Source organism: Gracilimonas sp., assembly GCF_017641085.1.
GTDB lineage: Bacteria > Bacteroidota > Rhodothermia > Balneolales > Balneolaceae > Gracilimonas.
Map to the genome: position 1 here is coordinate 367,567 of NZ_JAEPPI010000002.1, position 14,940 is coordinate 382,506.

Below are 14,940 nucleotides of genomic sequence, written 5' to 3' on the forward strand. Positions count from 1 at the left end.
TTTATTTCATATCTAAATTTTTAATCCTTTTTGTATTTACTAATCGCCCAATATCCCATCAACGGGCCGAATACCATGAACCAAAAAACATACGGGTTATCGGTAGCCGACCAGCTCAGGTTTACCAGTTGAATACTAACGATAGTAATGGCAAACCCCAGGCTGTTTACAATCGTCAAGCCTGTTGCTACATAGGAGGACTCTGAAGACCGGGCCACCATCGTTGAGAACTGGGGGCTGTCAGGAATCACCAGTACTCCCCATGTGATGAGTACCACCAGGAATAAAGCGAGGGGAAGGTTGAAAGAGAAAGGAATGAGCAGACAACACAGCCCCGAGCCGGCTAATGAAATTTTTGATACCCACTTACTGCTTTTCTTCAGCGACCAATATCCGCCTATGGCACAGCTGATTCCTCCAACACCAATAATCACAAAGCTCCAGAATGAAACAGACAGGCCCGGCTGATTATTTTGTAAGGCATACCAGGCAAGCATTACCGGTACAAACGCCCAGAAAGTATATAGCTCCCACATGTGACCAAAATACCCGAAAGCGGCCGACCTGAAATTCGTATTCCTGAACAGTTTCAGGATGGCCCCAGCATCAAATTTAAATCCGGCCGATGGCGTTCTGTTTGGCCCATCGGGCACGGTAAAGAACAAAAGCAATCCACCGCCTGAAGCTATAACTGAGGTGCCCGTAATCACATAGCGCCAGGGTAGTTCGCCGCCCATAAATTTAAGAAAATGAGGAAATGCTGTTCCCACAACCAATGCTCCGACGAGATAACCCAGCGCCTTCCCCAACCCCTCTTTATGCCAATCAGAAGCTATTTTCATCCCCACCGGATAGATGCCGGCTAAAAAGAAGCCAGTTACAAAACGGGCAGCTATGATGCCTAAGCCCGATGCTGATCCCATCACCAACAGGTTAGCGGCAGATCCCCCCAATGCACAAAATAAAAACACCCTCACCGGCGAAAACCGGTCGGCAATATTTAAGAAAGCAAAGAGCAGTGTTCCGGCAATAAACCCCGCCTGTACCGCCATGGTTATATATCCCACAAATAATTCCGGAAGGGCTAGCGTAAGGATCAACTCATCCACCACGGCATTACCTGCAAACCAGAGTGAAGTGCCGGCAAACTGGGCCAGTACAATTACAGGAAGTATGTGGGCAGGGATCTTTTTATCCATGGCTGCAAAGAAACGAAAGGCGGCTGAAATTGACAAAAGGTATTTTATAAAGAGCATCATGATTAGTATTTCTACAAAATCCCCTCCTCACCAACCCGAAACCAATAATGTCTCTGTCCGTAGGTCGTTCTTGATGTAAAGATTTATCTAATCATGTACTAACCTCAATTCGCCATGAAAAAACTTAGCCTGTTATTAATCTGCTTATTTATCAGCTTTACAGCTTTCGCTCAAACAGAATTAGAACTCATCCAGGAAACCCTAACCGATTATATAGAAGGAACCGCCAACGGAGAACCGGACCGCTTGCATAAAGCTTTTCATCCCGACTTTAATTTATATACCGTGATTGGTGACGACAGTCTCAGGGTTTGGGATGGCCAGGATTATATTTCGGGATTCCGGGAGGGACGAAAAAGCACCCGCATTGGCCGGATTATTTCTATCGATCATGAGAACAATGCAGCAACTGCCAAAGTGGAAATTGTAATGCCGAATCGTGGTGTATATACCGATTATTTCCTGCTCCTGAAGTTGAAAGAGGGCTGGAAAATCATCCATAAAACTTATACCGGGCGGGATTTTTATGGTGACAAGGAATAATCTTCTGACGATTAATCCCGAAGGTAAATACCGGCATTAATTGCTTTTTGGCGTCCCTCGGAACTTATATCCTTTTCGTGAGCCATGTAGATCTGGACGGATTTCGTAAACGATTCGCTGTGATTGTACTCTTCCGAAATTTCGCTGTGTGAGATCTCAGATTTTTTATCCGAGTCTTTGTCCAGAATAAAAAAATAGCTGTAGCCATTCTGTATGGTTAGTTCTGCACAACGCCGGAGTAACATATGCTGCACATCGGTTGGCGAAGTGCGGGAGTTTCCGCTAAAGGAAACCAAATAGCTTTGCTCTGTAAGCTGCTTCTCGGTAAAACCATGGCCTCGCCAGTTTTCAGGGTGATAAGATGTTGCACATCCGGCTATAAATAAAGTGGTCAGAAAAAGGGATAGGGAAATTAATCGTAATTGCATCGGGCACCTCTTTTTTATGAAGAGATATCGCTTTTCGGGCATTGATGAAATTACATGTACATGCGATCAGGAATTGAATTGCCGGGGTTTATTCTGAACCAAAGCACCAGTCAAGGTTGCCAAGCCACTTACCAATCCTCCTAACATCCCGGTAATCAGAACCACCAGCAATGGCGAGCCGACCTGGAGCATTTCGGCAATACGGGTTGAAAGTATGGCATCGTTGGCAAAGTGAATATACAGAGCCTGCCCGCCCCAAAGGATGAACAGCGCCAGGAAACCAAATACAAAAGACGGACCTGCTTTCTCATTAAACCACCAACCAAATACAAGCCCTGGTATGGCGATACTCCACCAGGGCAAAAAGAGATTCAGCAAAAAAGCCGTAATTAGAATAAAAATCATCAACAACATAAGGATCCGGTTATATCAAAAAATGACTGTGGGAGTGTAGTAATTATTTCTGAAAACTTTCACTTTTTTCAGCTACTCTCAAGATCCTCCAAGCGGCCGGATGACCTTGGAGCGTTCGATGGCTAATTAAGCTCTCTATCCCTTTGCAAACACCGCAACGCTTCCAGGACCTACGGACGCTGAAAGGTTGCTTTGAATTCACCCCTCTTTTTGCTTCATTCCTTCATGATCAGATATTTACTTTTATCCCTGCTTTTTATTTCCGGGTGCACCGAAAAGTCCACTCCAGATGAAACTGAACAGACTGGACAGTTCATCACCATTTTGGGCATTGCACAGGATGCCGGTTTCCCGCAGGCTGATTGCCAAAAAGAGCATTGCCAACAATTTTGGAAAGGAGAGGTAAAGAAGCGGCTTGTTGTAAGTCTTGGATTAACCGATCAATCCACCGGCCAAAACTGGATGTTTGAGGCCACTCCTGATTTCACCGCTCAGCTGCATCAGCTTAAAAAAACTAGCGCCAATGAAGATCTTTCCGGTGTGTTTTTAACTCATGCGCACATTGGTCACTATACCGGGTTGATGTATCTCGGTCATGAGGTGATGGGTGCATCAGAAGTGCCGGTTTATACTATGCCACGGATGAAATCCTACCTGCAAGCCAACGGACCTTGGAGCCAACTGGTTACCATGGATAATATCTCATTCCAACAACTTCGCTCTGATTCTACCATCCGACTAACTCCAAACCTGTCCGTAACTCCGTTTTTAGTTCCTCACCGGGATGAGTACTCTGAAACAGTTGGCTATAGAATCAGTTCCCCAAATAAGGATGTGCTATTCATTCCGGATATTAATAAATGGCATATTTGGGAAAAGAACATCATCGAAGAAATTGCCGATGTGGATCTCGCTCTACTTGATGGTACTTTCTATGATTCTGCAGAACTACCTGGCCGGGATATGAGTGAAATCCCGCACCCTTATGTAGAGGAAAGCATTGAGCTTTTCAAAGACCTGCCCGAATCCGAAAAAGCCAAAGTGATGTTCATTCATTTTAATCATACAAATCCGCTTATTCTGGATAGCCCCGAGCGCAGGAAAGTAGAAAAGCTGGGATTCAAAGTTGCTTCAGAAGGATTAACCCTCCGGCTATGAAAAACTTTCTGAATATATCTCCGGTTCTTCCTGCCAATGACGTGAAAGCTGAAATTGAATTTTTTGAGCGGCTGGGATTTAAAAACGTTTACGATTCTCTGAATTATTCCGACAAATTAGACTATGCCGTTCTTCACCGGGATGGGCAGAATGTCCATCTTCAGTTTCAATTTGAAAAGGACATGCCCGCGAAAGATGCCGCCCAACAAATCAAAATTTGGGTAAATGATTTAGATGCCCTGGAGTCAGAGTTCAGAGAACAAGGTTTCGACATCAAGCGAAGAGATAACACTCCATGGGGAACCAATGAATTTGGCTTCTACTCCCCGGCTCATAATGCAATTATCTTTGTTCAGGACCTGGATTAATTACCAGTCACCAACCTGAGGATTTAAAACCGACTTTAATTTTGTGTAATTTATAAGTTACATATATATTAAAGTAACTTTTGAGTTACCTGTTATTCCATAAACAGCCTTTAACACCCAATGGGGATACTTATGAATATTCCGGATTTAGATGTTTTCCAGGTAATAGCCGACCCAAGTCGAAGAAAAATTCTTGAAATGCTAACCCGGGAAACACATACGATAAACTCTTTAGCCGAAAATTTTGACATCAGCAGACCCGCCATTTCCAAGCATGTAAATATCCTTCACGATAACGGCTTTATCACTATCACAAATAAGGGAAGGGAACGTCACTGTTCTTTACACACCGATGGATTTCTGGAAGTACAGCGATGGCTTAGCTTCTTTACCGACTTCTGGAGAAAGAAGATCAGCGACTCATAGCCATAATTGACTTTCCCCGCTGCAAACAGACTTTAACTTGGGATTAGAAATCATTTTTGTAGATTCGATCATTATCTAACTCAATAGAAATCTATGCGCCGGTTATTACTGTTTGTCCTGTTCTTTGTCTCCACTTCAACCCTGCAAGCCCAAAGCTATTATCCCGGAAGCTGGGGTGATTGGGAGAAAAAATCACCGGAAGAAGTGGGCATGAATGCTGAAAAAATTCAGGCAGCCATTGAATATGCCCTGGCCGAAGAGACCGATAATCCCCGCAGCATGGAAGAAAACCATTACGGCACTTTTGGTCGTGAGCCGTTTGGGGATGGAATCGGGCCGTTTAAAGACCGCGGCGAACAAACCGGTATTATTGTAAAAGACGGGTACATCATTGCAGAATGGGGTGAACCGTTCCGGGTTGATATGACGCACAGCGTCACCAAAAGCTTCTTAACCACCACCGTTGGGGTTGCCTATGATCGCGGCTTAATCCGGGATGTAAACGACAAAGTAGAGGCTTACATGGCTCCGATTTATTTCATGGAGTGGGATAACAACCAAAACAAAGCCGACCGGCTTAAAGAGCCAAAAGTGTTTGAACCATTCAAAGGAGAACATAACTCCAAAATCACCTGGAACCACCTGTTACGTCAAACTTCTGATTGGGAAGGAACCCTGTGGGGCAAACCTGACTGGGCCGACCGACCATCCGGCGATCGATCGGAGTGGATGACCCGCGAGCGGCATGAACCCGGAACCGAATGGGAATACAATGATGATCGCGTGAACCTGCTGGCTCTTGCCGCAATGAATGTGCTAAGAGAGCCGCTACCTAAAGTGCTTCGTGAAGAGGTTATGGATAAAATCGGAGCATCTCCTACCTGGCGCTGGATGGGATATGAAAACTCATGGGTAATTATAGACGGACAACAAATGCAAGCCGTAAGCGGTGGAGGGCATTGGGGCGGAGGCATGTTTATCAGCGCCCGAGACCAGGCCCGGTTTGGACTGTTAACATTAAGGAACGGCCGATGGAAAGATGAACAGATTATTTCTGAAGAATGGAATAAAATGGCCCAAACTCCTACCGAAGCCAATTCTAATTATGGCTTTATGAACTGGTTCTTAAATGTGAATAAAGACCGGCTTCCAAGTGCCCCAACTACCGCTTTCTTTCACCTTGGCGCCGGCACAAACATGGTCTATGTAGATCAGGAAAATGATCTGGTTATTGTCGCACGATGGATTAAAGGAAGCGCTATGGATGGGGTTGTAAAACGTGTGTTAGAAGCTGTTGAATGATTAATCTTAATTAGCACTACCTTCTTATTTTTAAATTAATTACCCTACTCAGGTAAATTTTAATAAGATCATTTAATTGTACCCATGCCTGCATCCAAGTTCAGCGGTTTAGTTCTCCTTTTTTTTGCGCTTACCTTTTCCAATGTCTTCGCTCAATATGCGGACTTGCCTATTACCATCGAAGTGGAGTATAACGATGAAGGTGAGCCCACTTTTTATGCTAAGAACAAGTCGCTGACTCCATATACCGTAAGCCTTGATTTCTCGTCGGTAAGTAACGCCATGCCTCCCAATCCAAATCCCTATAAAAAAACAGCGCGCTTTGGAAAGACACGCCTTCTTGAGATCAAAAAATCAGGATTGTCTGATTCTTATGTAAGGTTTTCATACACCTACTCTTATAATATCGGATGCCTGGATACAGAACCGGATGAGCTGGAGTATTTACTCCCCGTTGCTACAGGAAAAGCCACTGAAATATTCGGACTCAGCCATATTGGTGAATTGTTTGATAAAGAAACTCCCGATGATTTCTATGCGCTCGGTTTCAGGGCCGAAGCCGGAGACACCGTTTATGCAAGCAGGGGCGGAGTTATCACTGATATTGAAGTTGACAACGATGACTCTGAGACAGAAAATTACTTCACTTCAAATTATAACTATGTACAAATTGTCCATGAAGACTGCACCTTCGGTTCCTACTCTCACTTAAAGAAAGGCGGCATTCTTGTGCAAAAAGGAGATGAGGTAGTTGCAGGAGATCCGATCGGGATTGTAGCGTCGAAAGAAGACGAAACTGAAATCGGTTTCCGGTTCACCCTTGCCTACAAAAACGATGATTACAGGAGCGGTTCTGACGATAAATACTGGAATTATGCCGTTCCCCGGTTTCGTACTTCGGTTGAAAAAAATGCTAAACTTAAGCCCGATCATATTTACAGGGCCGTACATCCGGTAGATATCATCACCCAGGAAATGGGATGGTTTGAACGACGAAGGTGGAAGAAAAGAAACCGATGAATAAAACAGCGATCGTTATTGGTGCTACCGGTCTGGTAGGTTCTCATATTTTGAAGCAGCTTTTGGAAGATGATCGCTACGAAACCGTGAAAGTGTTTCACCGGCGAAATACAAGCGTTGAGCATTCCAAACTGGAAGAGCATATTGTTGATTTCGACAACATGGAGGAATGGAAACACCGGCTAACCGGAGACGAGCTGTATTCTGCATTGGGTACTACCATCAAAAAAGCCGGCAGCCAGGAAAAGCAATACACTATCGATTTCACCTATCAATATGAAACAGCTAAATCGGCAGCTGAAAACGACGTAGATAAGTTTTCATTGGTTTCCTCGGCGGGAGCAAATGCTCAGTCCCGTGCTTTTTATACCAAGCTTAAGGGTGAACTTGATGAAGCCGTGAAAGAGCTGCCTTTTGAGGTTATCACCATTCTTCGGCCTTCTTTTCTGGATGGCGACCGAAGTGAAAACAGAGTAGGGGAAACCATCGGTATATATATGGCAAAACTCTTCACCAAAATTCCTGGACTCAAAAAGTACCGGCCTATCTTTGCGGGAAAGGTAGCTGAAGGGATGATCAACTCGCTGCATAAATGCCCCAAGGGATATCATATCTTTGAGCTGGACGAGATTTTTTACTTGTAGCATACATTAAGAAAAACTAACCCTTTCCCGGCAATCCCCCACATAACCACCGTCGTATGTATAGCCAAACAAACTGAAGCTATACTTATGACCGACTATTCCGATATTATTTACCTGATGGCAGCCATGCTGCTTTTTTCTTTGATGTCCACCAATATTTCCAAAAGCTTTTTGGCAGCTTCCGAAAGCATGGTTACCGCGGGTACTGAAAACAGATCTATTGCCCTCGCCCAGGATGAAATTGAACAGGTTAAACTGCTGAGCCGCGACAAAGAGGATTATTTAAAAGAAGGGAGCAGCAACTATATGTTCGCTGGTTATCCCAAAAACAAAACCAATGTTTATGGTTCGGATAACCAGTACGAAGAAACCTTTCGGGTAGAGGCAACTTCCGAACTTATTCAGGAACCTGATCCGCTGCTTAACCGATACCTGGTTACCGTAACGGTAACCAACACCGTTAAAGACTATAAGTCTGAAGCTACTCTCTTATTCATTAAATCCTTTGAAAAATGAATTTGAATATCTTCACAAGCTTCGTAATCGGCGGCCTGTTTCTGCTCACTTTGCTGGCCTTCAATAATTTTGTTTTCAACTCAGCTGTTGAAACCACCACGGGGGTTATTACTGAAAACTCCTTCGATACCATCGTTGAAATCCTTCAGAATGATATCAACCGCCTGGGCTACAACACCGGCACGGCCGACAATATCCTTACCATGAAAGATGGCGAGTTCAAATTTAAGGGCGACATTTATGATGAAGATGGAAGCGGAACCGTTGCTGAATACAACACCGTGGAGTGGAAGCTGACATCAAACAAAGCTACTTCCACAGACAACCCGAACGACTATATCCTGACCCGCACCTTTGACCCCGATCCTTTTTTTAGCGGAGACAGTGAAGACCTGACCTTTTACGTCACTCACCTGGAATTTAAATACCTGGATGCCAACGGGAGCGAAACCAATGACCCCGAACTTGTAAAACAGGTTTCCATCGAGCTGGTGCACGAGTCAAAAAACTCCTACTACGTCAGCACCAAAGGGTCTGAAAAATATTACCGCTCGGTGTGGAACCGAACCATTGTACCAAACAATTTAACTTTTTAAGAACCTGCTGTTATGGGACGATCCATGTTAATTTTAGTGGCCGGATTTATGATTATTGCCGGCGTTATTACAAACTCGAATAATCGCCGGGCTATGATGCTGCCGCAGAAATCTGCACAGAACATCAGCGAGGCACAAGCCAAAAATTCAGCCGTCAGCATGATCAAGATGGCCATAGAAAAAATCACCATCGATAATGAATGGGATGGAGAGATTTCGGATGTAAGCGCACTCCCCGGAACAGCTTCTCTCGAACTTTACGATTCACAAAGCTCCTCCTATCCCGAAGGAATATCGGTAGGTCAGGGCGGCTGGGATGAGTATAAAGTGCTGCTGTACAGCGAAGCCACCTATGGAGATTACACCGCGGTTATTGAGGTGATGATGCGCCGGGATTCTTATTCCAAATACTCCTATTTCTCGGATGAAGAGCGAAGCAGCCTGCTGGGTAACTCAGAAATTTACTTCTACTCCTCGGATGTCATCTCCGGCCCCATTCACACGAATGGCACATTCAGAATATCTGGAACACCTACCTTTTATGGACATGTTTCCAGCCCTAACAACTGGCAAAGCCGAAATTTGTTTGGCGATAACCCTGACTTCCGGAGTACTACTGATTTTAACTCTCCGGAACGCCCTTTACCTACCCAAACCCAAATTAATGACCTGAAGAGTGCAGCCACGGCAACCGGCTTAACTTTTACCAATCAAATTGACGTGACCTTTCAGGATGACGGCTCCGTTTCTATTTCGGAATATGATGAGGCTGCGGAAGTTTGGCGGCCGGCTGAGGAATATGCTGCAACCGAACACAACGGGATTATTTCCACTACCAAAAAAGCATCGGTCAAAGGCACTGTTTCCGGTCCGTTAACCCTGCACTCAGAAGACGACATTGAAATTATGGGCGATCTGGAATATTTCGACGACCCGCGAAACAATGAGGTGTCTGCTGACCTGCTTGGACTGGTGAGTGAAAAAGATGTGATTCTCGACAAAAACGCGCATACCTATAAGGGCTCCGCTGATGTAAACCTTCACGCTTCCATCATGGCGATGGGTACTTCATTCCGGGTTGAAAATTACAGCTCGGGAGGCTATCGCGGAAAAATAAACTTACTGGGCGGCATCATTCAAAAGAACAGGGGACCGGTTGGTACTTTCGGTGGATTCTTTGGAGACACCGGATTTTCAAAAAACTATGAGTATGACACCCGGCTCCGGTACTCAATCCCTCCGTACTTCCCGCGTGAAAGTGTGTTCTCCATTCTTTCCTGGAAAGACCGCGTAATTGTTAAAAACTAAACTCTCTTATCTAATAAAACCTACTTTCATGTATAAATACATCATCAAATTCACCGTTATTCTGCTGCTCACCATCACAGGTTATGTATCAGCAGCTGCTCAAACTACCGTTACCTTCAATCTTGATATGAAAAGAGCTCTGCAGGACAGCCTCTTCATCCCTTCAACAGATAAGGTAATTCTTGTTGGGGATGTTCGTCCCCTGAATGAGATCAATGAAATTTATCTTCGGGATGAGGAACCCATCGACAGCATTTTTACCGCCGAGGTAACATTTAAACGCTACCTGGATGGAGATCAGATATCCTATAATTTTGTTCTTGATACACAATCAAAAAAATATAAGGAGCCACGGCCGCGCTCACTCAGATTATCAGGTAACGACATGATTCTGCCGCCCATTCAATTTGGGGCAACTGCCTGGTAGCGTGCTTACTTGTATCCATTAAAACCCTCTTCCGGAGGGTTTTTTATTTTTGAAAGTGACGGGTAATGGTTACAATCGGATACATTATAAACAAGTCCATTATCCGCATGAAAAAAGTACTCTCCCTGATTTTCGTTTCACTTTTCACCCTAAGCAGCTTTGCTCAATCCACAGCCGACCTAAAAAAAATTATCGATGAGCGCGCTGATGAGATTGAACAACAGGTCATAGACTGGCGCCGGCACTTCCACGAAAACCCGGAGCTTTCTAACCGTGAATTTGAAACAGCTGCTTACATTGCTGATTACCTGAATGAGTTGGGCTTAGATGTGGAAACCGAAGTAGCCCATACCGGCGTAGTTGCACTTTTGGAAGGCGGAAAGCCCGGACCGGTCATCGCCTTACGGGCCGACATGGACGCCCTCCCGGTTACTGAACGCACCGATGTTCCCTTTAAATCGACAGCAACCGGAATGTATCAGGGCAAGGAAGTTGGGGTCATGCACGCTTGCGGTCACGATACCCACATGGCCATCCTGATGGGCGTGGCTAAAATACTGACGGAAATGAAAGATGACCTGAAGGGAACTATTAAGTTTATCTTTCAACCTGCTGAAGAAGGAGCGCCACAGGGAGAAGAAGGCGGTGGCGAGCTGATGGTTAAAGAAGGCGTTCTCCAAAACCCGGATGTAGATGTAATCTTTGGGTTACATATTAATGATGCCACCCCGGTTGGAACTATCCGTTACCGGCCGGAAGGAATTATGGCCAGCGTGAACAGCTTCAGCCTCGATATTAAAGGGAAGCAAGCTCACGGCTCAGCTCCATGGAATGGAGTTGATCCGATTGTGACGGCCGCTCAAATCATCAACAATGCCCAAACCATTGTGAGCCGGAATATGGAACTCACCAAACAAGCGGCTGTTGTTACTTTTGGCGTTATTGAGGGAGGTGTTCGTCACAACATCATCCCGGAAAGCATTCATCTTGAAGGAACCATTCGCGCCCTGGATGAAGACATGCGTCAACTTATTTTTAAACGACTGGAAACCATCGTCCAGAATACAGCAGAAAGCAACGGGGCCGAAGCGACCCTGACCATCCATAAAGGATATCCGATCACTTATAACGATCCGGAATTAACGGCCATGATGGCTCCCACCCTTGAAGAACTAGCCGGAGAGGAAAATGCTGTGATTATGGATGCCATCACCGGAGCAGAGGATTTCTCCTTTTTCCAGAAGGAGGTGCCCGGGCTGTACTTTTTTATTGGCGGAAAAGCTCCCAACCGGGAGGCTTCCGGACACCACACCCCGGATTTCTACATTGATGAAAGCGGGATGAAATTAGGTGTTCGGGCCATGAGCAACCTGGTGATTGATTATATGAATTCCGCCGGGATGTAAACTGTTGATATATCGGAATAAATCCCAAAACCAACTCAACCATACTTATGCAAAAGCGACTTAGTTTTCTGATTCTATTCTCATTCCTGACTCTCACTGTCTTTGGGCAGGAAGTGGCTGTTCAGGCCGACATTGCCGAAGCAGAAAAACTCGTAGAGTCTTACTATCGGCACTATAACATCCCCGGGATGAGCGTAAGTGTGTACCGGGATGGAGAAATTATTTGGTCGCGCGGCTTTGGCTATTCGGATCTTTCCACCCGAACGCCGGTCGATCCTGACGGCACCTTGTTTCGGGTAGGCAGCGTATCCAAAACTTATACCGCCGCTGCCGTCGGGTTACTGTACCAGCAGGGAAAAATGGATCTGGATGAATCGATTCACACCTACGTACCGGAATTTCCTGAAAAGAAATACGACTTTACCGTTGAAGAAGTGGCCGGGCATCTGGCTGGGGTCAGGCATTATCGGGATAATGAATTTATGAGTACCGTGCGATATAACACCGTTACAGCAGGACTCGAAATTTTTAAGGAAGACACCCTTTTGTTTGAACCCGGTTCCTCTTATTCCTATTCCAGCTATGGATGGAATTTGGTAAGTGCTGCTGTTGAAGGCGCATCAGGTGAAGAGTTCATTCCTTTTATGGAAACCGAAGTTTTTCAACCCCTGGGAATGAATAACACCATGCCCGATTATGCCTACCGTGATATTCCGGCCAGAACCAAGTTCTACATTTACGAAGACGGAGAAAACGAAGAAGCACCCTACGTGGACAACAGTTATAAATGGGCCGGCGGAGGATTCCTCTCCACAACCGAAGATATGATCAAGTTTGGGGAAGCCCATCTCTCTTCCGACTTTCTGAATCAGAAAACAAAAGATCGCTTGATGAAGCCTCTTGAAACCGATGATGGAGAATCCACAAACTACGGTATTGGCTGGGCAACCATGGAAATTGGCGGCACGGCATGGAAAGGACACAGCGGAGGTTCGGTAGGCGGAAGCACCATGTTTCTGATGCATCTCGAAAATGAAGTTATCATCGCCTTTGCCATTAACCGATCAAGTGCGCCAATGAACGAACTTCGAAATGAGCTGGCTAAAATTTTTATTGAATAGGCGGGTATTTCCCTATGTAAGCATTTACATAAGAAAATGTGTGAACTGATCTTTATTATAGTTGGCGTTGGCACTAAGTAAAGATCCTATTCATCATGAAGAAAATTTGTTCCCTTTTTCTGTCCCTATTCCTTTTATCAATACTTGCTCAGGCTCAGACTCCACAAGAAATTCAGGTTGTTGATCCGCCTTTCTGGTGGGTAGAAATGCCCGTTAATGAACTCCAGCTTCAGCTGTACGGCGAGGAACTTGGTCACTACCGCGCATCCGTTGAATATCCCGGCGTGGAAATTACCGCTCAGTATGCTGTTGATTCTCCCAATTACCTGTTCCTCTATTTTGATATTTCGAAGGATGCCAGAGCCGGAACCATGCCCATCACTTTAACCCGGGGTGGAAAAAGCATCACCTTGAATTACGAGCTAAAAACCCGGGAATTTCAGGAAGGTCGCCATCAGGGCTTTGATGCCTCCGATGTAATTTACCTGATGATGCCCGACCGTTTTGCCAATGGAGACCCATCCAACGACAGCGTAGAAGGAATGCTGGAAGCAGCCGACCGATCTAACCCCGAACGGAGACAGGGCGGGGATATTCAGGGGGTGATGGATCATCTGGATTACATCAAAGATCTAGGAATGACCGCCATTTGGTTCACGCCGATTATCGAAAATGATATGAGCGCTGATTATGGGGCTTATCACGGTTATGCCGCCACCGACTTGTACCGGGTTGACCGCCGTTATGGAAGCAACGAGGAGTATAAAAAGCTGGTGGAAGAAGCTCACCAAAAAGACATGAAAGTGATCATGGATATGATTCATAATCACATCGGCGACCGGCACTGGTGGATGGATGATTTGCCGACTTCCGACTGGGTACATGATATCGAAGAATATGGAACCACGAATTTTCGGGGAGCCGTGGCCTCCGACCCTTATGCCTCGGAATACGACTCCGACAAACTGATGAATGGATGGTTTGTGAAGGAAATGCCCGACCTGAATCAGAAGAATGAGTTGCTTGCTGATTACCTGATTCAAAACACCATCTGGTGGATTGAGTACTCCGGAATCGATGGCATCCGCATGGATACCTACGTGTATCCCGACCAGCAGTATATGGCGCGCTGGGCGAAAGAAGTGCTGGAAGCCTATCCCAATTTTAACATTGTGGGAGAATCATGGGTGAACACCGTTCCTGCTGAAGCCTACTGGCAATACGATAAGCCCGGAGTTGATGATGGCTATGATTCAAACCTTCCCAGCGTAACCGATTTCCAAATTGCCAATGCTATCCGTCAGGCCTTTAATGAAGACTTTGGCTGGCTGAACGGACTAAGCAAATTGTATTACGTGCTGTCTCAGGATTTTGTGTATGCCGACCCCATGCTGAACGTAAACTTCCTGGATAACCACGATATGGGCCGCATCTACGAAACGGTGGGCAAAGACGAAGACTACTTCAAAATGGCCTATGCTTTTTTGATGACCACACGTGGAATTCCACAGGTTTACTATGGCACAGAACTGATGATGGGGCACGAAAACCGGGGTGGTGATGATGAGGCCTGGCGACAAACCATGCCCGGCGGCTGGCCTGATGACGACCGCAGCGTATTTACCGAAAAAGGTCGCACCGACAAGGAGAACGAGATCCTGGATTGGATCAGTGAACTAACCACTTGGCGCAAAAATGCTGCAGCAATTCATGAAGGGCGGCTGGTTCACTTTGTGCCAGAAAATAATACCTATGTCTATTTTCGGGTTCACGAAAAGCAAACCGTGATGGTGGTCATGAATGCCAATGAAGGGTCTTATACTTTAAACAGCACTCGTTTTGCCGAAATTCTAAATGGTTTTGAACATGGGGTAAATGTGGTTTCAGGAGAAAAAATAGACGTTTCCGGAGATTTCGAAGTGCCAGGAAAAACAACCGGCGTTTGGGAGCTGAGATAATTACGGTCTAAGTTCCTTATTTACCTCATTTTAATTACATTCTGAA

The 14,940-nt window shown here is 45.5% G+C and carries 17 protein-coding genes; 14 read left to right on the forward strand and 3 right to left on the reverse strand.

All coding sequences use genetic code 11. The features are described from left to right. Window positions 1-20 precede the first annotated feature (20 nt). A complete protein-coding gene (locus JJ941_RS08570) occupies window positions 21-1,199 on the reverse strand; it encodes an MFS transporter (RefSeq protein WP_290963849.1) in 1,179 nt (392 codons plus the stop codon). Between the two features lie 174 nt (window positions 1,200-1,373). Here JJ941_RS08570 and JJ941_RS08575 point away from each other — a divergent pair, with 174 nt between their 5' ends. Next, entirely contained in the window at window positions 1,374-1,802 is a 429-nt protein-coding gene (locus tag JJ941_RS08575) for a nuclear transport factor 2 family protein (protein ID WP_290963851.1), read from the forward strand. Between the two features lie 11 nt (window positions 1,803-1,813). On the opposite strand, the gene JJ941_RS08580 is transcribed toward JJ941_RS08575, so the two are convergent. Both JJ941_RS08580 and JJ941_RS08585 read right to left on the reverse strand, forming a co-directional pair. After that, on the reverse strand, window positions 1,814-2,230 hold the full coding sequence (locus JJ941_RS08580) for a hypothetical protein (RefSeq protein ID WP_290963853.1): 417 nt from the start codon (window positions 2,228-2,230) through the stop codon (window positions 1,814-1,816). Window positions 2,231-2,296: 66 nt separating this feature from the next. Beyond that, the gene (locus JJ941_RS08585) at window positions 2,297-2,635 is read right to left on the reverse strand and encodes a hypothetical protein (protein ID WP_290963855.1); all 339 of its coding nucleotides are present in this window, start codon (window positions 2,633-2,635) and stop codon (window positions 2,297-2,299) included. A 234-nt stretch (window positions 2,636-2,869) separates the two neighbouring features. Here JJ941_RS08585 and JJ941_RS08590 point away from each other — a divergent pair, with 234 nt between their 5' ends. The 13 genes from JJ941_RS08590 (at window position 2,870) to JJ941_RS08650 (ending at window position 14,894) form a co-directional block, all read left to right on the forward strand. Further along, window positions 2,870-3,802, forward strand: coding sequence for an MBL fold metallo-hydrolase (locus tag JJ941_RS08590; protein WP_290963857.1), 933 nt, complete (start codon window positions 2,870-2,872; stop codon window positions 3,800-3,802). Further along, entirely contained in the window at window positions 3,799-4,170 is a 372-nt protein-coding gene (locus JJ941_RS08595; RefSeq protein WP_290963860.1) for a hypothetical protein, read from the forward strand. Before JJ941_RS08590 ends, JJ941_RS08595 begins: the two co-directional genes overlap by 4 nt. A 120-nt stretch (window positions 4,171-4,290) precedes the next feature. Further along, entirely contained in the window at window positions 4,291-4,596 is a 306-nt protein-coding gene (locus JJ941_RS08600) for a metalloregulator ArsR/SmtB family transcription factor (protein ID WP_290963862.1), read from the forward strand. Between the two features lie 93 nt (window positions 4,597-4,689). Further along, window positions 4,690-5,898 carry a serine hydrolase gene (locus tag JJ941_RS08605; RefSeq protein WP_290963864.1) on the forward strand — a complete coding sequence of 403 codons (1,209 nt, stop codon included), beginning with the start codon at window positions 4,690-4,692 and terminating at the stop codon, window positions 5,896-5,898. Window positions 5,899-5,982: 84 nt separating this feature from the next. Further along, window positions 5,983-6,918 (forward strand): M23 family metallopeptidase, encoded by a 936-nt coding sequence (locus JJ941_RS08610; RefSeq protein ID WP_290963866.1) that lies wholly within the window; start codon window positions 5,983-5,985, stop codon window positions 6,916-6,918. Beyond that, window positions 6,915-7,562 carry an NAD(P)H-binding protein gene (locus JJ941_RS08615; RefSeq protein WP_290963869.1) on the forward strand — a complete coding sequence of 216 codons (648 nt, stop codon included), beginning with the start codon at window positions 6,915-6,917 and terminating at the stop codon, window positions 7,560-7,562. The genes JJ941_RS08610 and JJ941_RS08615 overlap by 4 nt, the downstream gene beginning before the upstream one ends. 87 nt (window positions 7,563-7,649) lie before the next feature. Continuing rightward, window positions 7,650-8,078 (forward strand): hypothetical protein, encoded by a 429-nt coding sequence (locus JJ941_RS08620; RefSeq protein ID WP_290963870.1) that lies wholly within the window; start codon window positions 7,650-7,652, stop codon window positions 8,076-8,078. Further along, on the forward strand, window positions 8,075-8,674 hold the full coding sequence (locus JJ941_RS08625) for a hypothetical protein (protein ID WP_290963873.1): 600 nt from the start codon (window positions 8,075-8,077) through the stop codon (window positions 8,672-8,674). The genes JJ941_RS08620 and JJ941_RS08625 overlap by 4 nt, the downstream gene beginning before the upstream one ends. A 12-nt stretch (window positions 8,675-8,686) precedes the next feature. After that, complete coding sequence (locus JJ941_RS08630; protein ID WP_290963876.1) at window positions 8,687-9,982, forward strand: DUF4900 domain-containing protein; 1,296 nt, start codon at window positions 8,687-8,689, stop codon at window positions 9,980-9,982. Window positions 9,983-10,010: 28 nt separating this feature from the next. Then, window positions 10,011-10,409 (forward strand): hypothetical protein, encoded by a 399-nt coding sequence (locus tag JJ941_RS08635; RefSeq protein WP_290963879.1) that lies wholly within the window; start codon window positions 10,011-10,013, stop codon window positions 10,407-10,409. A 107-nt stretch (window positions 10,410-10,516) separates the two neighbouring features. Further along, a complete protein-coding gene (locus tag JJ941_RS08640) occupies window positions 10,517-11,815 on the forward strand; it encodes an amidohydrolase (protein WP_290963881.1) in 1,299 nt (432 codons plus the stop codon). 47 nt (window positions 11,816-11,862) lie between these two features. Continuing rightward, window positions 11,863-12,936 (forward strand): serine hydrolase domain-containing protein, encoded by a 1,074-nt coding sequence (locus JJ941_RS08645; protein WP_290963883.1) that lies wholly within the window; start codon window positions 11,863-11,865, stop codon window positions 12,934-12,936. A gap of 95 nt (window positions 12,937-13,031) precedes the next feature. Continuing rightward, window positions 13,032-14,894, forward strand: a complete 1,863-nt coding sequence (locus JJ941_RS08650) for a glycoside hydrolase family 13 protein (RefSeq protein WP_290963885.1) — start codon at window positions 13,032-13,034, stop codon at window positions 14,892-14,894. The last annotated feature ends 46 nt before the right edge of the window (window positions 14,895-14,940 follow it).